The sequence below is a fragment of the Pedobacter sp. MC2016-14 genome, from assembly GCF_020991475.1.
In the GTDB taxonomy this organism is placed as follows: Bacteria; Bacteroidota; Bacteroidia; order Sphingobacteriales; family Sphingobacteriaceae; genus Pedobacter.
In genome coordinates, this window is sequence record NZ_JAJMPA010000003.1 from 487347 (window position 1) to 508893 (window position 21547).

The 21547-nt window shown below is 36.8% G+C and carries 22 protein-coding genes; 9 read left to right on the forward strand and 13 right to left on the reverse strand.

The features are described from left to right. Positions 1 to 14: 14 nt before the first annotated feature. From LPB86_RS17490 to trxA, 7 genes are all read right to left on the reverse strand, one after another. Complete coding sequence (locus tag LPB86_RS17490; protein ID WP_230646352.1) at positions 15 to 1148, reverse strand: DEAD/DEAH box helicase; 1134 nt, start codon at positions 1146 to 1148, stop codon at positions 15 to 17. Between the two features lie 41 nt (positions 1149 to 1189). Beyond that, positions 1190 to 3370, reverse strand: coding sequence for a response regulator (locus tag LPB86_RS17495; RefSeq protein WP_230646354.1), 2181 nt, complete (start codon positions 3368 to 3370; stop codon positions 1190 to 1192). A 187-nt stretch (positions 3371 to 3557) separates the two neighbouring features. Continuing rightward, complete coding sequence (locus LPB86_RS17500) at positions 3558 to 4454, reverse strand: AraC family transcriptional regulator (RefSeq protein WP_230646356.1); 897 nt, start codon at positions 4452 to 4454, stop codon at positions 3558 to 3560. A gap of 28 nt (positions 4455 to 4482) precedes the next feature. Next, positions 4483 to 5487 carry an aldo/keto reductase gene (locus LPB86_RS17505; RefSeq protein ID WP_230646358.1) on the reverse strand — a complete coding sequence of 335 codons (1005 nt, stop codon included), beginning with the start codon at positions 5485 to 5487 and terminating at the stop codon, positions 4483 to 4485. 119 nt (positions 5488 to 5606) lie between these two features. Beyond that, on the reverse strand, positions 5607 to 6059 hold the full coding sequence (locus LPB86_RS17510) for a hypothetical protein (protein WP_230646360.1): 453 nt from the start codon (positions 6057 to 6059) through the stop codon (positions 5607 to 5609). After that, entirely contained in the window at positions 6052 to 6738 is a 687-nt protein-coding gene (locus LPB86_RS17515; RefSeq protein WP_230646362.1) for a hypothetical protein, read from the reverse strand. The genes LPB86_RS17510 and LPB86_RS17515 overlap by 8 nt, the downstream gene beginning before the upstream one ends. Positions 6739 to 6938: 200 nt before the next feature. Beyond that, positions 6939 to 7235: a thioredoxin gene (gene trxA, locus LPB86_RS17520; RefSeq protein WP_230646365.1), complete on the reverse strand. Its 297-nt coding sequence runs from the start codon at positions 7233 to 7235 to the stop codon at positions 6939 to 6941. Positions 7236 to 7339: 104 nt separating this feature from the next. Between trxA and LPB86_RS17525 the strand changes: the two genes are divergently transcribed. Next, entirely contained in the window at positions 7340 to 7915 is a 576-nt protein-coding gene (locus LPB86_RS17525) for a sugar O-acetyltransferase (protein WP_230646367.1), read from the forward strand. A gap of 675 nt (positions 7916 to 8590) precedes the next feature. Next, positions 8591 to 9340, forward strand: a complete 750-nt coding sequence (locus LPB86_RS17530; RefSeq protein WP_230646369.1) for a hypothetical protein — start codon at positions 8591 to 8593, stop codon at positions 9338 to 9340. A 30-nt stretch (positions 9341 to 9370) separates the two neighbouring features. Here the strand turns inward: LPB86_RS17530 and LPB86_RS17535 are convergent, their stop codons facing one another. Then, on the reverse strand, positions 9371 to 9982 hold the full coding sequence (locus tag LPB86_RS17535; RefSeq protein ID WP_230646371.1) for a hypothetical protein: 612 nt from the start codon (positions 9980 to 9982) through the stop codon (positions 9371 to 9373). Positions 9983 to 10414: 432 nt separating this feature from the next. Here LPB86_RS17535 and LPB86_RS17540 point away from each other — a divergent pair, with 432 nt between their 5' ends. Further along, on the forward strand, positions 10415 to 10993 hold the full coding sequence (locus LPB86_RS17540; protein ID WP_230646373.1) for a hypothetical protein: 579 nt from the start codon (positions 10415 to 10417) through the stop codon (positions 10991 to 10993). 24 nt (positions 10994 to 11017) lie between these two features. Here LPB86_RS17540 and LPB86_RS17545 read toward each other — a convergent pair whose 3' ends face one another. Further along, entirely contained in the window at positions 11018 to 11458 is a 441-nt protein-coding gene (locus LPB86_RS17545; RefSeq protein ID WP_230646377.1) for a hypothetical protein, read from the reverse strand. A gap of 264 nt (positions 11459 to 11722) precedes the next feature. Here LPB86_RS17545 and LPB86_RS17550 point away from each other — a divergent pair, with 264 nt between their 5' ends. Beyond that, complete coding sequence (locus tag LPB86_RS17550; protein WP_230646381.1) at positions 11723 to 12781, forward strand: HNH endonuclease domain-containing protein; 1059 nt, start codon at positions 11723 to 11725, stop codon at positions 12779 to 12781. Positions 12782 to 13110: 329 nt separating this feature from the next. Here the strand turns inward: LPB86_RS17550 and LPB86_RS17555 are convergent, their stop codons facing one another. Together LPB86_RS17555 and LPB86_RS17560 are read right to left on the reverse strand one after the other, a co-directional pair. After that, positions 13111 to 16263: a DUF3427 domain-containing protein gene (locus LPB86_RS17555; protein ID WP_230646386.1), complete on the reverse strand. Its 3153-nt coding sequence runs from the start codon at positions 16261 to 16263 to the stop codon at positions 13111 to 13113. Continuing rightward, the gene (locus LPB86_RS17560) at positions 16253 to 16648 is read right to left on the reverse strand and encodes a (deoxy)nucleoside triphosphate pyrophosphohydrolase (RefSeq protein ID WP_230646389.1); all 396 of its coding nucleotides are present in this window, start codon (positions 16646 to 16648) and stop codon (positions 16253 to 16255) included. The genes LPB86_RS17555 and LPB86_RS17560 overlap by 11 nt, the downstream gene beginning before the upstream one ends. Before the next feature lie 513 nt (positions 16649 to 17161). On the opposite strand from LPB86_RS17560, the gene LPB86_RS17565 reads away from it, so the two are divergent. Together LPB86_RS17565 and LPB86_RS17570 are read left to right on the forward strand one after the other, a co-directional pair. Next, a complete protein-coding gene (locus LPB86_RS17565) occupies positions 17162 to 17524 on the forward strand; it encodes a hypothetical protein (RefSeq protein WP_230646391.1) in 363 nt (120 codons plus the stop codon). Positions 17525 to 17593: 69 nt separating this feature from the next. Further along, positions 17594 to 18067 carry a hypothetical protein gene (locus LPB86_RS17570; RefSeq protein WP_230646392.1) on the forward strand — a complete coding sequence of 158 codons (474 nt, stop codon included), beginning with the start codon at positions 17594 to 17596 and terminating at the stop codon, positions 18065 to 18067. A gap of 25 nt (positions 18068 to 18092) precedes the next feature. Here LPB86_RS17570 and LPB86_RS17575 read toward each other — a convergent pair whose 3' ends face one another. Both LPB86_RS17575 and LPB86_RS17580 read right to left on the reverse strand, forming a co-directional pair. Then, a complete protein-coding gene (locus LPB86_RS17575; RefSeq protein ID WP_230646393.1) occupies positions 18093 to 18641 on the reverse strand; it encodes a GNAT family N-acetyltransferase in 549 nt (182 codons plus the stop codon). A 27-nt stretch (positions 18642 to 18668) separates the two neighbouring features. Continuing rightward, positions 18669 to 19229, reverse strand: a complete 561-nt coding sequence (locus tag LPB86_RS17580) for a GNAT family N-acetyltransferase (RefSeq protein WP_230646396.1) — start codon at positions 19227 to 19229, stop codon at positions 18669 to 18671. Positions 19230 to 19356: 127 nt separating this feature from the next. On the opposite strand from LPB86_RS17580, the gene LPB86_RS17585 reads away from it, so the two are divergent. The 3 genes from LPB86_RS17585 to LPB86_RS17595 all read left to right on the forward strand — a co-directional run bounded on the left by LPB86_RS17585 (position 19357) and on the right by LPB86_RS17595 (position 21501). Then, positions 19357 to 19974, forward strand: coding sequence for a hypothetical protein (locus LPB86_RS17585; protein ID WP_230646398.1), 618 nt, complete (start codon positions 19357 to 19359; stop codon positions 19972 to 19974). A gap of 16 nt (positions 19975 to 19990) precedes the next feature. Then, positions 19991 to 20416, forward strand: coding sequence for a hypothetical protein (locus LPB86_RS17590; protein ID WP_230646401.1), 426 nt, complete (start codon positions 19991 to 19993; stop codon positions 20414 to 20416). A gap of 314 nt (positions 20417 to 20730) precedes the next feature. After that, entirely contained in the window at positions 20731 to 21501 is a 771-nt protein-coding gene (locus LPB86_RS17595; protein WP_230646406.1) for an ATP-binding cassette domain-containing protein, read from the forward strand. Positions 21502 to 21547: the final 46 nt, after the last annotated feature.

Here is a 21547-nt window from a genome sequence, read left to right on the forward strand (position 1 = left end):
CTGGTATAGAAATTTTAAATGATTATGGTTGCACCATCAATGATACTCACCTGTTTACCCATTTTCTTCTGTATCACTTCAAAATGATGCAACTCATCCAGACTTATTAGCGAAATTGCTTCACCAACTGCCTCTGCACGTCCGGTTCTACCAATCCGGTGTATATAGTCTTTTGGCGATCTTGGCAATTCGTAATTGATCACATAAGGCAAAAAATTAATGTCTATACCTCTTGCCATTAAATCCGTAGCCACCAGAACCCTTAGCTTACCAGATTTAAAATCTGTTAAAGAATCCGTTCTGTTTCCCTGGCTCTTTTTACTGTGAATGGCCCTGGCCGCTATGTTGTTTTTACGCAGTTTATTCACAATGGCTTCCACCAGCTGTACAGAAGAAGCAAAAACCAACACCTGTTTCATATTATGGTGTTTAATCAGGTAACGCAAAAATGGACCTTTTCTTTCGGGCGCTACAATATAAGCTAGCTGATTAATAAGATCAAGAGAGGTTTCTTCTTCCTCAATTTTTATCACCACCGGCGCCTGCAGTACCAGCTGCTGAATGTGCTCCAGGTCTTTGCTTAAAGTTGCGGAGAACAGAATATTCTGACGCTGCACAGGTAAAAGGCCAAGGATTTTATCCACTTCCTCTTTAAAGCCCAGATTGAGCATTTTGTCTGCTTCATCCAATACCAATGTTTCAATACCAGATAAATGCACAGCATTTGCATCCAGCAACTCCAGCAAACGGCCCGGTGTAGCTACCAAAATATGAACACCCTGTAAAGCCATCATTTGCGGATTGATTGATACACCACCATATACCGCCAGTGTTTTAACCGGATTGGGCAATGCCTTACTAAAAGTTCTAAAAACCTCTTTTACCTGTTCGGCCAATTCACGCGTAGGCACCAAAACCAGCACATTTGCATGGCGGTTTTTAATGCCCGCCCATCTCTGTGCATTCATCAGCAATGGTAAAACGTAACTGGCCGTTTTTCCAGAGCCTGTTTTGGCAATTCCCAACACATCTTTTTTATTCAAAATGGCTGGTATAGCAGCTTCCTGAATTGGCGTTGGCGAGGTAAAATTTTGGTCGGCAAGCGCATTTAACAAAGCAGCTGATAAACCCAGAGAACTAAAAGGCATAAAAATTAGGAATTAAATAAAGGGCGCAAGTTAAGCATAAATCAGGGCGTTTTTACGCCCAATACTTTACTGATGTTGTCCAGGAGGTTTTGTTCCGTAAAGGGTTTCAAGACTATACCATTCATTCCTGCTGCCAAATACCTGTTCCGGTCTTCCTGTAACACGTTTGCTGTTAAGGCTATAATCCGCAATGCCGCTTTGCCCTGATCGTTATATTGCCTGATCATTTTAGAGAGTTCAATCCCATTCATTTTCGGCATCTCAATATCCGTTAACAACAAGTCGTAATCCTGCTGTTCAAACATGGCAAAAGCCTCTAAACCATCTTCAGCAACATCTACATTGATTTTCCATTTTTTTAAAATGGTTTTCAATAGCAATACGTTTAGGTTATTGTCTTCGGCAATCAGTACGTTAAGTCCTGCCAGTTCCAGGTAGTTATGCTCCTTTTCATTTCGGTCTTCCAGCTTACAATCATTAATTTCCTCCGCGAGCTCAAAAGGCAACTCAAAACTAAACACAGAGCCTTTTCCAAGTACACTACTTACACTAATCTTCCCCCCCTGCAACTCTATGATCTTTTTAGAAATGGCCAGCCCAAGGCCGGTTCCTTTTTGTGAGGCTTTTTCCTGTGCAGCGTCTACCTGAGAAAATTCACCAAAAATATGCTCCAGATTTTCCTTGCTAATGCCAAGTCCGCTATCCCTAACCTGAACGCCCAGCAATTTCCTGCCCGTTTTATCTTCCCTTATTCTAGCTTTTAAGGTTACCGCTCCAGATGATGTAAACTTAACCGCATTGCTCAGGAAATTGACAATAACTTGTTTTAAACGAAAGGCATCTCCTTTAATGCACAACGATGAATCAAGATTAAACTTCTTTACCAATAAAATACCCTTGGTATCTGCCTGTATTTTAAGCGTATTATACGTTTCATCTAATACCTTACATACATTAAAAGGCTGCTGATCAAAGCTCATTTTGCCGGTTTCAAATTTAGAGAAATCCAGTATCTCATTCACCACATCCAGCAACATCTTTGACGAGGCGCTGATGGCATTTACCTGTTCCTGCTGTTTGTGGTCCAAACTCCCCTGCCCCAATTGCTCAGAAAAGCCAATCACAGAATTCAATGGCGTACGTATTTCATGACTCATACTGGCCAGAAAGGCACTTTTTGATTGGGCATATTGTTCGGTTTTAAGACTGTAAGACAGCAATTGCTTTTCACTGCGAAATATTTTCCAAATGTTATATAAAATAATGGATACCAGAGAGATTAGAAATAGAAAGGTCAGTCCAGAAAGGCTTCTAAACCTAAACACCACGTCGTGCAAACTACTTTCCAGGCTAACCCTACTACTGTTGATGTGAAGCTGCTCACTTTGTTTGAAAGATTTGAGCTTGCTGATGATTTCATCAATTATTTTTTTGTTCGTAGCCAGCAAACTTTCTTCATTTTCCTTTAATTCAGCACTATTGTTCAACATCTTTTGGTAGTTGTTCTGATAACGGGCATTCATTTCGGCGGTATAGGGCGAAATTTGTACAAGCGTATCATACTTTTTCTTAATGATGATTTTCCCTTCAGCTGATGGTGATTTTTTTGAGCTGGCTTCTGCTTTTGGAGAAGCAAAGGCAGCAAGTAAACGGCCAAAGAATTTGCGCCTGCGCGGTTTTTCTTCTTCCGGAACCTTTATGGTGTCTATACGTATTTTGCTGACGATTTTACTAATGACCGGCGCTACTACTACCTGATTCTTTTTAGCTGTTACTGCTTCGTTAATCCTGGCGGCAGAAAGCAGCAGACTATCTGATAAGCTTCGCAGATAGATGTCGCTTTGCATAAAACCCGCTTTCTGCTCTACAAGTGTATCAATTTTCCGGTACAAAATATTTTTAGGAAGTAAATTGTTGCTACCCATTTGCTGCACGGTTCGGTTTACAAAGTTTATTTCTTCCGAAAATTTCTTGTAATACCCCTCATCACCAGTCAATGTATACAGGCGACTGTTGTTATCTGCCGTATATAGATAAAGTAAACAACTATCTATTTTTGCAGCACTTTCCCTGGCAGAAACCATCTGGGCCACATTATACCGTAAACGGACGGCGTTAGAATAATAGAGGTATAAGTAAAAAGCGCTTATGAATAATACTATGATGAGTGAAACAATGAGGGCATAACGAATTACGGGTATTCTTCTGACGGATTGAATCATTAAAATAAAATAAGGAAAGAGTGAAAAAACAATTACACTGAATATTGGCAAGGAAAATGCCAAATCACCCCGTTTTGAGGCATATATTCCCCGAGTGTTTTGTTTTTAGTGCCAGAATCGGCTTTTTAAAAGTATTTCCTCTATCTACAATTTGAGGTTTTAAAATAGATACAAATCAAATTATAACTCAATTGAAAGAGCGTTTAAATTCCAGTGGCGATTGCTGTGTTTTAGTTTTAAATAATTTACTAAAAGATTGCGGGTGCTCAAAACCGAGTTCATAGGCTACCTCACTTATTGATAAGTCTGTTGTAGACAGTTTTTCTTTTGCTTTTTCTATCAGCCGCTCATGAATATGCTGCTGTGTATTCTTTCCGGTATGTATGCGAAGCAGATCGCTCAGGTAATTTGCAGAAAGGTTCATCTGTCCCGCTATATAGCTAACGGTTAACAGTCCCTGCCTGTCAGAAATATGTGTATCAAAATATGCAGCTAATAAATCCTCAAACCGCTGTAGCAAATGATGGTTGTTGTTTTTACGGGTAATAAACTGACGTTCATAAAAACGATTCGAGTAGTTTAACAGCAATTCAATTTGAGCAATAATAATCTCCTGGGTATGTTTATCAATGTGCCTGCATTCTTTGTTGATATTCTCCAGTATCGTAATCAGGTTGTCCTCCTCCTCGGCAGAGAGGTGTAATGCCTCATTAACGGCGTAAGAAAAGAAACCGTAACTGCTAATATTTTTTGCCAGCATATTGTTTAGCAAAAAATCCGGATGAAAAATCAGCAAATACCCAGACCCGCATTCCATGTTCTGCAGGTCCAGGTATTGCACTTGATTAGGTGCTGTAAAACTCAGTACACCCTTATCGTAGTCATAATGTTGCTGGCCATATCTAATTTTACCTTTAGCCTCTCTTTTTAGGGCCACGCAATAAAACCGGTTTACAAATCCCTTCCAAACCTCATCCTCTAAAAATATACTCTCCGCTAAATTGATCACACTTACCAGTGGATGCAATGGTTGGGGCAAGGAAAGCAGCCGGTGGAATTCAGAAACGGAATTAATGGCGTTCATGGTACAAATTTATTAAATTAAAGCTATACTAATCGATAAGCCCCATGCTAAACTCATCATAAGGTTTTCCTGTATCGGTACCTAAGGGAACAATGCCTTCCAACTTTAACAGTTCTGCCTGTGTCAGTTCAATATTTACTGCTGCAATGTTTTGCTCCAGGTATTTTCTGCGTTTGGTACCTGGAATAGGAAGAATACCTTTACCAATTACCCATGCCAAGGCCAATTGTGAAGCGCTAACTTCTTTTTCTGCGGCTAATTCCTCTATAGCCTTAACCAATTGCATATTTTTATAAAAATGCCCTTCCTGGAATCTAGGCATCCCTCTTCTAAAATCGTTCTCTGGCAGGTCAGCAATACTGCGTATCTGTCCCGAAAGAAATCCGCGGCCCAACGGAGAATAGGCAACAAAGCCGATCTCCAGTTCATCCAGTGTTTTGAGGATACCACGTTCTTCTACCGTTCGTTCAAACAAAGAAAACTCACTTTGTACCGCGCTTATAGGGTGTACAGCATGCGCCCTCCTTATGGTTTCAGAAGAAACTTCTGACAATCCGAGGTAACCTATCTTGCCTTCTTTTACCAATTCGCTCATGGCTTCTACAGTCTCTTCAATTGGAGTTGATTTATCCAGTCGGTGCAGGTAATACAAATCAATGTAGTCGGTTTTAAGGTTTTTTAAAGAACGCTCCAATGCCTTTTTTACATAGTCTTTTTTACCATTTATGGCCCAGGTCACTTTGTTATTGTCGTCAATCTCCCATCCAAACTTGGTCGCAATAATATACTTGTCACGTTGTCCTTCAATGGCCTTCGCAATTAGCTGTTCATTTTTTAAGGGCCCATAAAGATCTGCGGTATCCAGAAAGTTTCCACCAAGTTCCAACGACCTATGGATAGTGGCTATAGCTTCCTGCTCATCTACCTCGCCGTACATGTTTGCATCTTCAAAGCCAGTCATGCCCATACAGCCTAAACCAATGGCCGGCACAACCAAGCCTTGATTACCTAAATTGATTTCTCTTAATTCCATAATATTTACGTTATGGTCACAAAGATCTATAAGACATTCTAAGCTGGCATAAGCAAAGCCCTTAAGATTGTAGCCAAATCAAGGATCATTCAACAAGCCTATAAAATGAGCGGAGAATTTTAACCGTGTGGCTCCTTCATCATAAGCGGTTGCACGCTAATGATGAGGTTATCCTGATCAAAAAGTACCTTCATAAAGTCAGTAGGTTTCTCTGGCGCGTTGGCATATGTAAATTGGATTGCCAGGTAGTTGATTCCCTTAAAATCCTCTACGCGATGCGTATATATTTTAAAGGGGCCCGGTTTAACGAATGAGCTTAGCTTACTGAACACAGTTGCAGTCATCATGTTTCGTACTTGGGGTGCTAAAAAGGTTTTGGCGCCTTCAATGTCCCCTTCCCTAAGTTTAACAATAAACTGATCAAAACAGCGCTTTGCAGCCGAAACGAATTGATCATTCAGTTGGGGCAACTTCCCTGCTGCCTTTTTTTCTACAGCTGATATTTTCTGAGCCGATGCATTGAACAGGCAAAATGTAAATGCAATGAGGGCTATTGTGTGTAATTTATACATCGTTTAGACTTACAAAGCTTATATCCTTATCCTTACCCTCATAAAAATAACAGAAAGCAATCACATTTGTGGGCCTTGTAATTGAATTGCGTGAAGGCTTCACAATTTTTAAACCGTTTTTTATGCTGTTAAACACAGCCTCGGTGAGTGCCCTATTCTGGAATTTTTTAAGAATTTCAATTTTAGAGATCGACAAATCAACATTTAGCTCTACCTTAAATACTGCGAATAGCTCTTTATCAGTGTATCCTTTAATAGTAGCCAAATCTTTGTTAAAAAGAAACAGGCCTGCTGGATTTGGGTTCAGAATATTTTGGTGGCTTAAATAAGCTAAAACTTGTTCTTTTAGCAAAATAGATTTTCTGTAATTATTTTTGGCATTTGGATACTTTATTGGATCAAATGCTCTGTCTAATTGAAAACTACCTGAGCAGAAATTAAAACTCAAAAACCCCTGCCACACAGAAGCAAATACAATCCAGGTTGAGTTTACTTCTGGCAAAAAGGCACATGAACTATTCAATACACTTAGAATTTTAATGTCTGTTCTAGGCTTACCTTTGTACAATGTAACCATTTGAATTTCTGCGTTGTGGTAATCTGTGTTTATAGTATCCTGAGATACTTTTAGAATCTTAACTTTTGCTACAAACTCAGCCTGTTGAAAATTATCTGTCACGCGGCTAGGCGCACACGAACATGCAAACACATTTACTGCGCTAAACAGTATTGCTATTAAAATTAACAGTCTAAAATTGATCATGATTTTAATTACACGTTGCATCTATACCTATTTAGATTCCAAGTTACGCATAAATATTATGAATAATGGTAGCTAATTATTCATACCACTAGCTAAAACCTGATTTTGTAAAAACATTACAAATAACGCTCAACAATTCCTTTTAGCTGATTTGCTTGTATTACGCCACTTTCGCGCCATTTGGTTTCGCCATTTTTGAACAAGATCAGCGTCGGCACCCCCTGGATGTTATATTTCCTGGATACTTCCGGATTTTTGTCAACATCCACTTTTAGAATAGTGGCCTTTTCGCCAATCATACCTTTCAATTGCTGCAATACAGGAGCCATCATTTTACATGGTCCGCACCATTCTGCCGAAAAATCTACCAGTACTGGTTTATCTGAATTTATGATGTCATTAAAACTTGCCATAACGTTGTTATTTATGATATAACAGTGCAATTTAGCAAAAGTTTATTGGTATGGTTTGCACCGACCATTTTGTTTGGCGACTTCAAAAACCTAAATTAGTGAACATGAAGTCTGAAAAAGAGAAAATGCTTACCGGGGAGTATTACCTGGCTAATGACGAAGTCCTGGTAAAAGAGCGAACCCGATGTAAATCATTACTGAAGCAATTGAATATTGAAGAATATGTAGTAAGTGATAGGACAAAGGAAATTCTTATGAAGTTATTGCCAAATGCCCATTCAAGCATTTACATTGAACCACCTTTTCATTGTGATTACGGTTATAATATGATATGCGGAGAAAATGTATACTTCAATGTGAACTGCGTAGTGCTGGATGTAATGCCTGTAACCATAGGGAATAATGTTTTCTGCGCACCAGGAGTTCAAATTTATACGGCAACTCACCCACTGGAAGCATTAGCACGAAGAGAAAAAGAAAATGCGAAGCCAATACATATTGGAGATGATTGCTGGATTGGTGGAAATGCGATAATTTGCCCGGGCGTTACCATTGGCAACCGGTGTGTTATTGGTGCAGGAGCTGTAGTCACAAAAGACATACCTGATGATTCATTAGCGGTAGGCAATCCTGCTGTTGTGATTAGAAAATTGAATAAAGAATCTACGCAAACTAACTAAACCCTCTTCGATATTGCTTCATCTTTTGATTGATCAATCTTTGCCATCACAATTTCGTTCTATTGGACCGAGTTAGCCATAATGGTAACCTGTTCTAGTATTCGCTAGTATATCAATAGATATTGCTTATAGAATAGTTAGGTTTTACCCTTGATACCCTAAGCATACCCTAACGATAAACTAACCATAATCCAACCAAGGGTACAACAAGATACTACAGTTTTACAATTTGGGTTACCATTTTACCATTACAGGATTAATAACTAAAGATTGACTAATCAATTCAATTTATATAGTTATGGAAATCTTCGACCTTATTATTACAGTCCTGATTCTTGCACCTTATTTAGCAGTACCACTCACACTAACAAGGTTGTATAAAAAACGTAATTACAAAATATTTACTGATACGTATTGGCTATCAGGTGTTATCATCCTTTTGTATCCATTTCTATTTATTTGGATCAGAAGTTTGGGTGCAGAACCGACAGGGCATGGCAAGTGTTATAACACAGAAGCGGGCTTCCTTGTCTTTAATACTATTTTTATGCTTCCACTCACAATGGTAATTCAGTGGGCCAGCAACACTACAGTTAACCTATCTTCCAACATTTCCGAGACAGACCAATAAAAAGCTTGATCTTTAGAAATCAATAATAATAAAAGCCAGAAATTATGAAATTGAAGCTTATTTTTCTCATCAGCATATTCATTGTAGCTACAACACAAAGCTTCGCCGGCTGGTACAAATGTTATAACTTCTCGGGATTTATTGGGGCTTATCCAATTACACTATCGTTTCAACACGCAGAGGGATATTTTGGTGAGTCTGCTAAAAAGAAATATAACGTTATTGGTGTTTATAAATACAACAAATTCAATACGCCAATAAGATTTGAAGGAATCTTTAATCCGGTAACCAAACAAGTTGAACTTTTTGAAATTGGCACTAATGCCAGCGTCACTGCAACGTTCAAACTCAATTTTTCAGGGACACAATTAGTTGGCAACTGGAATGACAGCAAAAATACTTTAACAGTAACACTTACGCTTACAAACCGACTCTTCGATCAACCCGATATAGCATTTAATGGCATCGAAATTATTCAGTACCCATCCCTGGATAAATACTATTTTGTTGGGGTTTACAATAAAAACCAAAAATCCGAAGCGTATATGAGTGCATTAAAAATCATCAATAAGGAAACCAACAAAACATTTCAAACCCTCAATTTTGAAAATATTGACACCCCTACCGGGACTTTAATGACCATTATCTATGATAACGTTACAACAAATAAGGGTTATAATTTTATAATCTCTAATAGCATTGGCCGGGTTGGCGGATACCTAACTGTCAATTACCATCCAAAAAAGAAAATGTTTGTTTTGAATCCGGAGCCTGTTGCCGAGGGTCCAAATTGAAAGATAAACTACTCGATGTTAGCTTTACTATTATTCTAGTGGACTGAAATTCGTAAACCTTGTATGAGGATCAAAGTCGCTTTTCTTGTCCTTCACCAGGTATTTTCTCTTTCCGTTTTTATCCACCAGTCGTATATTTATTTTGTCATCCAAATTAACACTAGCAAATTCTTTTAAACTGTCCTTTTCAATTTTTAAAAATACAGTAGTAGAACCTCCGTGCACTAAAAATGCATCAATGCAATTCAGTTTTTTGTTGTATAACATGTTTGGATAATCTTCTGAATTTTTCATATAGATTAGCTGATCTGTGATGCCATCATAAATGAAAAGATTTCTCACATCATTAGCTCCTCTTGCAGCCACTAGAGATTTGTAAGTTACATCATTGAAGCCATCGTTATTAAAATCTGCCAGTTCGGTAAAGCAGCCCATTAGATCCTCTTTTAGGAAATTAAATTTTTGCTTTAACGTCCACGAATCCTTTTGAGTTCTTTTATAGAAGTTAATAACTACATAACTGCTATCGATAGATCTAAGAAACACCAGTTCAATTTTATTTTGCTTTGGTCTTCCTATGCTTAAACTATCTACAAAATATTCCAGGAGTTCAATTGAATCTTTTACACTGTTTTTTGACACTGGATTTGTAACGGTATCAGGTTCTATAGTTTGGGACTTAAAATCACCTATCCTCTGGTCATGCCTACTATGGCACGAGCATAAAAATAATATAAATATAGCTAGGTAAGGTTTCATTTCTAAGGTTGATTTGCTGGCTGTATTTCTATGCCAAAACATGATTGCAATTTACAAAGATTAGCTAGTTTTAAAACTTATATACAAACTAGTCTTCTAATACTTTATGGTGTTTAGAAATTACTACTATCTCTTATCTGGGTAAAAATTTAATTCAATACAAATTACAGCAAAATTGGTTTAAATGGATTTTTAGAAGGCAGGTGTTTTAAACCCGGAAATGCTTTTATATCTTTGAATACCAAAGGAAAAGTATTCTACTATCTTCAGGAAAGTATATGTTTGAACTCGGCATTAAATTCGGCATGGCAGCTAATGATAAAATATAAATATAAGAACCTTGATATCGAATTGAGCCATAGTCCTGAGATCTATGATTCATCTGCTGAAAGAGTCACTTATTTAGAAACCCTTTACAGTGAATCTGACCCGCGGTATGGAGGTTCACGTTACGAGGTTAAAGTATCTCAGAACGGTAAAGAATTACGCAGCTGTATTTTAATAAGTTCTTACGGAACTGACTTGCATCCTTTCTTATCATTATTAGATGACCATTTGTTGCTGGTTTGTAATGGAGGTACTGTATTTTGCTTGAATTTACCAGACCTTCAGCTTAACTGGCAAGCTAACGTTGATTACATTTATTGTTTCAAAATATTTAAATTCAAGGATGATTACTTGGTTAATGGTGAGCTTGCCATCTCGAGAATCAATAAAGCAGGAGAAATTAAATGGAGTTTTAGTGGTGCGGATATATTTTTTGTAATGGACGGTACAGATGCCGTTGTCGTAAATCATGATCATATTCTTTTAACTGATTTTGAAAAAAATACCTACAAAATTGACTTCGATGGTAATTTGATTTGGGATTCTATTAATCGAGCCTGTAAATAGTTAAAGGTTGCCACTATCGCATAGTTACAGCAGATCACTAATTCTAAAAGTATCAGTATAAAAATCATCTGTAGTATACTCAGCGTGCACTTTATAAAAGGCAGTTCCATCTTTGTTAATCTTCAATGTATGTGCATCTAGTTCGCTTTCTGGAATGCTTAAATTTTCAATTTCTTCTTCTGCTAGATTTACATAAGCCCAAGATTGGTTGGTCCTTCGGGTCCCAGAAAGTATTTGTATTTCGGTATCATTGGAAATTTTAAAATAACCAAGTGGAGCTTCCCAATAAACATTGCAACTAAAATATTGGTCGTCTTTAAATGGCTCTATCGCTTTCAATCGTCGCTGCATGAGAGTTTTCCATTCTGGTATGATTTCAATTAGAGCGAAATCGCATTTATCCCAGTCGCTATTAGCTATTGCCCCTATAATGATGTGTTTAGTTGGCTGTTCAGATCTTGTCATTTCCAAACTTAAAAGTTTTACTATAGAAAATAACGATAAAGTTTCCAACACATTAGGCGATCATCTTGCTACTAAATATTGACAGGAAAACATTTGAGTTTAGTTTTACATTTAAATAAATTAGCTACTAGAATGCGGCCATTCAATTATACTTTTGCAGAATCCAAATTGAAGTTATTGAAACTAATTATTCAAATCTAAACTTCAACTACTCGGATTTTGAAAATGTAATGTATCTTCATAGCAGAAAGTGTTCAAGCCAATATGAGTGTCCTGCCCTTAAGTGATTCATTACCAATACAAGCGTTAGCTTCTTGTTTTAGGAGTACTGCGGCAGCCTATAAATTTTACTGGTTTTTATCTATTTTGCAAGAAGTAGAGCGAGGAAATCATAAGATAAGAAAGATGGATTTATTTGCTGGCATGATAGCCAATGCCTGGTATACTATCAATTATTTTAAATTAAGCTTCGGAAAATTAGATCAGTTACAAATCGCAGTAGAAGAAATCAGATTAAATGAAAACATAAATATCGATGAAAATAAATCTGTTATTTTGAATATTTTAAAGAACAGCAACAATCCTCGAACGTCATCTAATTTGAGACATTTTGATAAAGAGGTACCTCACAGATTTCTTAGTCCGTGGTTTAGCAATATCAAAGGGAATAGAAAAGAAATTTATAGTCTATCTCAACTTTTTTCTAACGAGTGCCTGTATGCATTAAATGAAACTGACATAGTTATTAATCCCAAATGGATAGATTACATAACTTATAACAGCGGAGTGTTAAAACATTTTTGTTATTGGAATTTAAGTCTATATGTTCAGAGACACAACCCTAATGTTCCAGACATCCCTAATAAACTGATTAAACCCGCAAAACGAGGCAGTTTATTCAAACATCGACAATTTTGGAATAATGTCATTAATCAATATGGACCCATACATTGCATTTATACGAACCGTATATTAGATATTGATGATTATGCTGTGGAGCATTTTGTACCATACGCTTTCGTGTCCCATGATTTAATCTGGAACTTAATACCAGCCGATCAGCGGTTCAACAGTGTCAAATGTGATAAACTACCTCCTCTTGATAAATACTTTGATTCATATTTTGATATTCAAGCATTAGCTATAAGAACTGTATTAGAGCGTTCTTGCGACAAAAAATTCCAGGAAGATTATTTAACAATCATTCCGGACTTGATATCTGTAAACACAATTTCCAAGGAAAGCTTAAAAGAGCGCTTTAAAAATAACATTCAGCCACTAGTTACAATTGCGAATAATAATGGGTTTGAGTTTATTAAATAGAATGTCTAATTTAAAAATTGCATTTATTTGAACTTTAAGTTTGGCATTAACTGAGCGCGTTAACCATATGGATCACATTCATTGAAACATACAATTCAATAGCCTAATATTATTTATGGATAAATATAGATAAAGTGAATGACATGTGCTTCATTGTCGTAGAGAAAATTTTCAGCAGTTTCCATTAGAAGACATACTACATCCAGTACATCGTTTACAATACGCATAAGCAGGTGGACTTAAACATAATACTAGGCGACGCTAAAAAGATATCTTAAAAAATTGGGTATATGCAGGCCTTATATGAATTTAATAGTTTATTTTACAATCTATCCCACCGCCAATTTCCCGCTTTCCTTCCAAATGTAAGCCGGCATTGGTTCTGCTAATTGCCATTCAATATTCATGGGCTTCTCTCCTGCTGATTTTACAAAAGAAGCTTTGCCTAAGAATACAAATCCGACGGTATTGCCAAACTCATCCTTAGTTTGTTCGCGAACGAAAACCAGGATAGTTTTATCATTTTCCGATTGCTCAATGTAGGATTGCCCAGATTTATTATATGGTGAGGCCCGATTTTGAGATTGCCAATGAAACAAAACTTCACTAATAGCATAATCATCATATAATGTGGTTGGTGAATATTCTTTGTCTGATTTTTTAAGCGTTACAAACAAGCCTTCCACATTCAATGTTTTATTTTCAGCTACTCCTTCTCTATTCGATGAGGCTTTTTCAAACTGGTGAAGTCTAAGTGCCACCAATATCTGATCGCGATTATATCTACTATGAACCCTTAATGGAAACATAAAGTTTAGGTTGTGATCTTTCTCTACAAAACTTACTTGGGCAATTAAATACCGGAGAGCTTCTTTCAATTCTGAAAGCATATTAGGGTTATTTAAAAGCAGACTAAAGGCATCATTTAAACTTTCAAATCCAAGTTTTGAGCCAGCATCTTGCCATATATCGTAATAGAACATCAGTGCCATAGCTTGTTCTTCTTTATTAAGATTAACCATGTCAAAATCTTGATCTATGAATTTTAACAGGAACCTAAAGTAGCTAATCGAAACACCTTGCATCAGCTTCTTAATTCCACTTGCCAAAACCTTTTCATGTGGTTCCTGAAAATTTGGTATTACTTCAGCGTCTGCACATAATCTACTCCAACTGCCTCTCTTATAAATCAACGCAAGATCGATATGGTAGAAATTTATAAAATTTTCCAGCGTAAGCTCTGCGGCACTACTGTGCTTATAGTTTCGTATTTTATTGAGTATTTGATTTCTATTAAAAGCAGTAGCATCCTTAATGTTTTTTAAGATTATTTCTTTTGCCTTTTTCTCTAACACAATAGAACAACCTAATGGAAGATGAGGGAAGTCATCTTCAATTTCCTTAATCATAGATGTATGCGTTTTCCCAACTAAAGCTCTAAACTTATTTTCAAAGTCGTACTCCGGTCTGGAATTGCCAACAAAGTCCAAAACGGTTAAACATTCCTTTCCTTCAGCTAACCTCAGTCCTCGGCCTAGCTGCTGTAAAAAAACAGTTAAGCTTTCAGTCGGTCTTAAAAACAGTACGGTATCAATTTCAGGAATGTCAATTCCTTCGTTAAATATATCAACAACAAATAAATAATTAATATCCTTATACTTTAATCGTTCCCGAATAGCGTCACGATTCTGCTTCGCATTCTCGCTAGTTAGGTAATCAGCTTTTAAACCAGCATAGACGAATTTTTCCGCCATGTACCGAGCATGTTCTGCGCTCACGCAAAATCCTATTGCACGTACATCCTCTTCATCGGTTAGGTATTTTCTGCAATTGAATAAAATCTCACCTACTCTGCGATCGTCATTAGTATAAATTTTGGTAAGTTCTTTACTTTCATATCTACCATTCTTCCATGAAACCCCATTTAAATCAACCGAATCTGATATTGCAAAATATTGAAAAGGAGAAAGTAACTTTCTGTTCAATGCTTCAGGCAATCTGATTTCTGCCGCAATAACACCACAAAAATCTTTTAAAATATCTTCTCCATCCATACGCTCTGGCGTAGCTGTTAAGCCTAACAACAACTTTGGATTGAAATGCTTGACAACTGGTCTGTAGGTATTAGCAGCAATATGATGTACTTCATCAATAATAATGAAATCATAGAACTCTGCCGAGAGTTTTAGACCAGTCAACCTGTTATTCAATGTTTGTACAGAGGCAAATACATAATCATATTTAGATGGCTCAATGCCATCTACCCATAATTCGCCAAAGTTAGCATCCCGTAAAACGTGCCTAAATGTTTCCTGTGCTTGTATTAGTATCTCTTTTTTGTGGGCTACGAAGAGCAAACGGGCGCTCGGTTGTTGATCCTTAAACCGCTTATAATCAAAGGCAGATATTACTGTTTTACCTGTGCCAGTAGCGGCTACAACTAGGTTTTTATTTCTTAAGTGAATTTTCCTTTCTGAATGCAGCTTCTCTAAAATTTCTTCCTGATATGGAAAGGGTTTTAAGTCAAAAAATGTGGTGATGCCTTTTCTATCGCCAGTGCTTTGCTGTTTAAGGGCTTTATTTAGTTTTTCCCTATCTTTATCTAAATTATAATATTCAAAGTCTCTATCCTCCCAGTAAGTATCAAATGTCTTTTGAAATTTGTCTATGATATGGCTAATTTCCCTGGATGTAACTTTTAAATTCCACTCTAGTCCATTTGTTAAGGCTGATCGAGAAAGATTTGACGAGCCAATGTAACCAGTATTGAAGTTGGTGTTTCGTAAAAACAAATATGCTTTAGCATGAAGTCTTTCGTGCTCAGTATTATATGAAACCTTTATTTCCGTATTTTTTAATCCAGCTAAAAACTCTATGGCTTTTAAATCAGTAGCCCCCATATAGGTTGTGGTGATGATTCTTAGCTTTTTGCCACTGTTCGTAAACTCTTCAAGGGCATCCTTAAATAATAGTATCCCAGAATATTTTATAAATGAAACAAGCCAACAGATTTCATCTGCTGATAATATTTCCTTTTTAATTTCACTTTCTAGCGAGATGCCTACATTACTACCAGTGAATAATTCACTCTGGCTAAGTCGAGTATAAGGCATGATTTGTTTGATGCGTTCATTTAAATCTGGATATGGGGAATCTAGCTTGGAGACAATTGCCTGTAAAAGTTTGCCTTCATTGTCAATTAGGTTATTTGATAACTCAAGCTGAGGCAATTGTTCTATCAGCAATTGGATAATCTTGTTAGATAAATCTATCTTTTTGGTAATAGCTTTATCATCTTCTTCTTTTACATGGGTTAATGCAAATTGAATAGTTTCTGCCAAATAAAGAGACAAGTATCTCGATGCCTCTGCTCTATCTAAAGCTACACTTTTTATAAAAAACTCTTCTGTTCCCAGATCATTCAGCTTATTTGCTATTAATTTGGTTATCAGTTGTTCGTACAATCCTAATTCAAGTGACATTTAAAGAGGTTAAGTAATTTGCAACTATGGGAAGATCCGCTTCTGCCCAATCCAAATCTAATAAAACATTTGGATGTAACCACCTGTATTGCGAATGTTCTCTTAACTCAATAGAACCTTCTGTGATTTCGCAAATAAAGGGAATGAGATTGATGGAGAAATCGGGATAGTTATGTTTATTGGATGGTAATTCTGATAAGATTTTGATTGTTACGTTGAGTTCTTCTTTTATTTCACGTATTAAGCAGATGGCGGGTGTTTCGCCAAATTCCATTTTCCCGCCTGGAAATTCCCATTTTAAAGGTAGCTTCATAGTGGCGCTACGCTGCGTTACAAGAACTTGCCCCTCTGGATTAACAATAATTGCACACGTTACATCAACCATCGTTGCAAGTTAACGATTTGCTCAATAAGTATAAATAAATTTTATTGTTCAAGATTAATAGAATACGTGCAGAGACTAGAACGGCGAGATAAAACAGTAAGTAGACAACCATCTAAAAGCTAAAACTTTTGCCTATTTTAAATAAGACCTTCTTATCAAAGACTGACTTTTTAAGCGACGCATAATAATTTATGATATTTTTGTAAAAAAAGGATAGATTAAATGCTCGCGGAAAGACCATTCACTAGTTCTGAAATTAAGATTTTAAATCGGGATTTGACACATCTTGTTAACAGGAGTAAATTTCAAATAAAGTTTCTGGTTGGCTGGCTAATTCTGGCGGCTGTAGTAGGTGTTTTTTTTTATTTTAAACTTGAAACCAGTCAAGAACGGTATTTGCTGATTGGAACCATAATTATTTATAGTTTAGTTGGCTGTTGGAATTTTGCACAGGAGTATTACAGTATAAATTCAGCCCGTAAAAACTTAAATTTTGCATTGCTAAAGAACAAGATGAAATTTATTCGGGTTGTAGCTGAAAGTTACATCGAATTGCCCGAGTACGAAGATGAAGGGGTGCATTACTTGTTCCAGCTTCCCGGCAACCAGATCCTATCTATTGGTGGTCAAAATTTTCATCAGTCCGATACGTTTCCTAGCACTGATTTTGAAACTGCTTTTTGCAATGGCTTAAATAATGAAGTTGTTTTATTAAAAACCTACATTTATGGTGTAAAACTTCAACCCATCTGTAAAAAACATAAAGAGATGAAATGGAATTTGATTGGGCACCCAAATTATCCTGATCCCGAAAAGTTCACCATTATTCAAGGTCGGCTTGAAGAAATTGAGAATATCATTTTGTCATCTAACTGATGTTAGTCCCATTTATAACATCCATTAACAAGAATAGAATTATTATAACTTTGAAATAAAAAACAAATCATGGTTTTGCCTCTTACCTTCAGAGTAGTAGTTTTAGTATGTCTCGCTACAAGCATTTTATTTGGTGTAATAATTTCGCGCAGCACAAAAGAAAAATCAGACTATGATCACGTCACCAGCAGGATCACCTATTTGGATCAAAAGCTTGGGGATCTTCCATCTAGAAATTTAGGTTCTTATCGTTATTTGAAGATAGAAGGTTACCAGTATCCATTTGAAATTTATATTGACGAACAGAGTGCTCGAATGGATAGTTTAAAGATAGGTGACGTAGTTTCTGCTTACTTTTACCAAACAGACAATACAGAACAGGAGGGCATAAATCGCTTTATACAGTTTGTAGAGAAAGATAATAAGGTTTATTTTCAACGTGGAAACATAGTTGTAATAACATGTATTATTGGCATGGTTGGACTTATCCTATTATCAGTTTGGTGTTACTTCCTGTATAAAAAAGGTAAAATACCTTATTAACCAATAAGGAGCTGAACTTTTAAGATTAAGTGTTTTTACACTGTTTCTCCCAATCTTCTTTTATTATTTCAAACCAATCACTTAGCTCACCCTCATACTCAAACTGTGTAGTAATTTTAAGTCCAGCTTTTAGCAGCGCATGCCTGGAAGCTGCATTTGCGTGATGCGCCATAGCACATACCACTTGAACTTTTAGCACTTCAAAAGCATATTTTAATGAGGCTTTGGCTGATTCCGTAGCATAGCCCTGCCCCCAGAATTTTCTGAGCAACCTATATCCTACATCGTAATAATTGCTATAGCCGTTTACGGTATCAGTCCTGAATTTTAAACCACCCCAGCCTACAAACTGATTGCTCTGCTTATCAATAATCGCCCAGCGACCGATTCCATGATCTACATATTGCTGCCGGATAAATGCTATCTGTGCTTCGGCCTCTTTAATAGTTTTAATGGGCTTTTTGCCCAGGTATATGTGTACTTCAGGGTCACTGTCCATTTCAAACATGGCTTCAGCATCTGTAAGTTCTATTTCTCTTAAAATGATTCGGTCTGTTTCTGCGTGTATCTTCATAACGGTTTTAATGCTTTGCAGTAATTTCTAACAATCATACTGCATATGCAGGTACTCCTCCCCCATAAACTGCTTTTTATCTACCACATCAAATCCCAGTCTCGCATAAAGCTTTTCAGCTTGCGGGTTGTCCTTACTCACAATTAAGCCAACTTTATGATGTCCTAAGGTCCGGGCTTTTTCAATTAAGCCCAGGATTAGCTTCTTCCCTATCCCCTGCCCCTGCTTTTCTGCAGATACGCCTAAACAATCAATATAATATTCCCCAGCCTGTGTTTCAGTCTCGGGCGAAAATACGCTAGCCCCATTTGCTTTTACATACGCTAAAAAAGGTGATCTAAGCACTTCCAAATCTGCACCATCATACGCCGTAATTGCACCATAAATAGCATTTTCATCTTCATAAACCAGCGTATTCTCATAACTGTATTGATTTGCTGGTTGTGCTGCAAAGTGCTCAAACAATGCATTAATTGCCGAAGGATTCGATGTTCCGGCAAACTTTTTAGCAAGGCTCCCCATAGCCTGAATAATAAACCTGGCTATTTGTGCTGCATCTTCTGGTAAGGCTTGTCTGATTGCTTCCAATGTTAATATTTTATTTTAATAATTATTGCCGTGCTAAGGTACCAAGATCCATAAATTAATTACTGGCATAGCTTGTGCAGTACAAATGGAAACTAAAGCAATATTATATAAATAGTCTCGAACTTAAATGAATATACGCCCCTTAACCCTCAAATTAATTTGCTCATTAGCACTTTGTACTTATTTCTCCAGCTTTGCGCAAACTCAATCAAAAAAGGATTCTTTTAGCAGCGTGATCAGTAAAGCTACTGGAGATCTAAATAAAGATCAATTGCCAGACTTCGCTATAGTTACCCAGGACACGTTAGCGGATACGGCACCCTACCGGTTACAGATATTCTTTGGAACTCCTGGTGGAGGCCGCAGACTTGTAGTAAACACCACTAAAGCCATAACCCCACAACATGTAAATGGTAAAGATGGCTATCGGGACGGAAACAGTTTCTCTGAAGTTACAATCGCCAAAAATGTTCTTACACTATCTAGAGAACTGTTAAGAGGCGGCAATGATTATAAATTTAGATATCAAAACGGATCCTTTGAGCTCATAGGATTTAGCGAATCTGTATCTGATGGTCAAGGACATATTTTTAGTACCGACTTTAACCTATCTACCAACACCATAGTTCACGAAAAAGAAAATTACGAGACTAGTACAATGATGGAGAAAACTACTAAGACATTAAGAATTCGACCGCTTCCAAAACTTCAGGACTTTGATCCTGATAAACTATCTTTATACTAATATTAATTCCCCACTTATGCAAAAGACCAGCACGCTCCAAAATGTAATGAGAATAGTTTTGGGATCTTTTATGATCCTCGCCGCCATTGGGCATTTTACTTTTCAGCGGGCTGATTTTCAAGCGCAGGTTCCCAATTGGATCCCGATTTCGAAAGACCTTGTGGTGCTTTTATCTGGTGTAGTTGAAATTTCACTGGGCTTAGCCATGATATTTTGGACAAAGCAAAAAGTTAAAGTAGGTATTGCGCTTGCTATATTTTACGTCCTGATATTTCCTGGCAACATTGCCCAATACCTGAATGGTACTTCTGCTTTTGGATTAGATACCGATCAGGCACGTTTAACAAGACTCTTTTTCCAACCTGTACTCATCTTATGGGTATTGTGGTCTACCGGTGTATTTCAATATTTTAAGGCGAGAAGAAATACTTTGAATAGCTAATTATACTTACTGCAGCTTAATAAAAATCTATTTGCTAAGATAAGTAACTTAAATCGCTATCTTGTCGTCACAAAGAATTCCGTTCACATGCGTAAGATTAGTGGCTTGTACTATTTTTATCAGAAAATTATTTTTCCCGCTAGCATGCTGTCGGCACTTTTATCCTTTCTATTGCTATATAATGAAAGTTTTCTTAAAGGGATTGGCATTTCATTGGCTTTTTTAATACCTGTTTGCCATTACCTGGTTTATGAAATTAGCTATCCCCAGGAATATTACTTCTATTACAACCTTGGCTTTAGCAGGTTAAATCTATGGATCTATACGGCCATTATGAGCTTAGTGATGGTTTTTATTTTTTCCATGGTATGAATGAACTAAATGTAGACAGTGTAAGGAAAGAAATTGATGGCAGACAAATTCTGAATGATATCTTTATCTCTTGCAGCCCCGGCCAAATAGTAGGCCTTTTAGGAAGAAATGGCTCAGGAAAATCAACGTTATTAAAAATTATCTTCGGCTCGTTAGCTGCTGACAATAAATTCATACGCATTGATGGTAAAAAAATAAACTCCATTTCTGATCATAAAGGATTTCTCGGCTACCTGCCCCAAGATAGCTTTTTACCTGATCATATTAAAATTAAAAACATCATAGCATGCTCCTGTAGTAAAGAACATGCAGATGTAATTATGGATTATGATCTAATTAAACCTATACTGCAACAAAAACCGAAGCAACTATCTGGTGGAGAAAGAAGGGTATTAGAAATTTTACTGATGATCCACTCTAACGCCAAATACTTGCTCTTTGATGAACCCTTTAATGGCATTTCTCCAATTTACGTTGAACTTATACAGGAGATCATTAAAAAGCATTCAGTCCGGAAAGGTTTTATCATAACTGATCATGATTACAGAAATGTATTGGCCATTTCTTCTAAAGTTATCCTGCTAGACAATGGAAATACCAAATTGATCAAAAACTTTAGTCAGCTAATTGACTTGGGGTACCTCCCTCCCAACAGGGATTACAGCCATGAGCATATTCAACACCCATACTCAACCGGGGAAAAACCAGATTAAATCCAGACTAAAGGCATAGCAAGCCCACACGAAAGGCACACGGTGT

Excerpts from the sequence above, each read along its gene's own strand:
- LPB86_RS17490 (WP_230646352.1), bottom strand. The coding sequence starts at position 1,148 with ATGCCTTTTAGTTCTCTGGGTTTATCAGCTGCTTTGTTAAATGCGCTT.
- LPB86_RS17495 (WP_230646354.1), bottom strand. The coding sequence starts at position 3,370 with ATGATTCAATCCGTCAGAAGAATACCCGTAATTCGTTATGCCCTCATT.
- LPB86_RS17500 (WP_230646356.1), bottom strand. The coding sequence starts at position 4,454 with ATGAACGCCATTAATTCCGTTTCTGAATTCCACCGGCTGCTTTCCTTG.
- LPB86_RS17505 (WP_230646358.1), bottom strand. The coding sequence starts at position 5,487 with ATGGAATTAAGAGAAATCAATTTAGGTAATCAAGGCTTGGTTGTGCCG.
- LPB86_RS17510 (WP_230646360.1), bottom strand. The coding sequence starts at position 6,059 with ATGTATAAATTACACACAATAGCCCTCATTGCATTTACATTTTGCCTG.
- trxA (WP_230646365.1), bottom strand. The coding sequence starts at position 7,235 with ATGGCAAGTTTTAATGACATCATAAATTCAGATAAACCAGTACTGGTA.
- LPB86_RS17525 (WP_230646367.1), top strand. The coding sequence starts at position 7,340 with ATGAAGTCTGAAAAAGAGAAAATGCTTACCGGGGAGTATTACCTGGCT.
- LPB86_RS17530 (WP_230646369.1), top strand. The coding sequence starts at position 8,591 with ATGAAATTGAAGCTTATTTTTCTCATCAGCATATTCATTGTAGCTACA.
- LPB86_RS17540 (WP_230646373.1), top strand. The coding sequence starts at position 10,415 with ATGATAAAATATAAATATAAGAACCTTGATATCGAATTGAGCCATAGT.
- LPB86_RS17545 (WP_230646377.1), bottom strand. The coding sequence starts at position 11,458 with ATGACAAGATCTGAACAGCCAACTAAACACATCATTATAGGGGCAATA.
- LPB86_RS17550 (WP_230646381.1), top strand. The coding sequence starts at position 11,723 with ATGAGTGTCCTGCCCTTAAGTGATTCATTACCAATACAAGCGTTAGCT.
- LPB86_RS17555 (WP_230646386.1), bottom strand. The coding sequence starts at position 16,263 with ATGTCACTTGAATTAGGATTGTACGAACAACTGATAACCAAATTAATA.
- LPB86_RS17560 (WP_230646389.1), bottom strand. The coding sequence starts at position 16,648 with ATGGTTGATGTAACGTGTGCAATTATTGTTAATCCAGAGGGGCAAGTT.
- LPB86_RS17565 (WP_230646391.1), top strand. The coding sequence starts at position 17,162 with ATGAAATTTATTCGGGTTGTAGCTGAAAGTTACATCGAATTGCCCGAG.
- LPB86_RS17570 (WP_230646392.1), top strand. The coding sequence starts at position 17,594 with ATGGTTTTGCCTCTTACCTTCAGAGTAGTAGTTTTAGTATGTCTCGCT.
- LPB86_RS17575 (WP_230646393.1), bottom strand. The coding sequence starts at position 18,641 with ATGAAGATACACGCAGAAACAGACCGAATCATTTTAAGAGAAATAGAA.
- LPB86_RS17585 (WP_230646398.1), top strand. The coding sequence starts at position 19,357 with ATGAATATACGCCCCTTAACCCTCAAATTAATTTGCTCATTAGCACTT.
- LPB86_RS17590 (WP_230646401.1), top strand. The coding sequence starts at position 19,991 with ATGCAAAAGACCAGCACGCTCCAAAATGTAATGAGAATAGTTTTGGGA.
- LPB86_RS17595 (WP_230646406.1), top strand. The coding sequence starts at position 20,731 with ATGGATCTATACGGCCATTATGAGCTTAGTGATGGTTTTTATTTTTTC.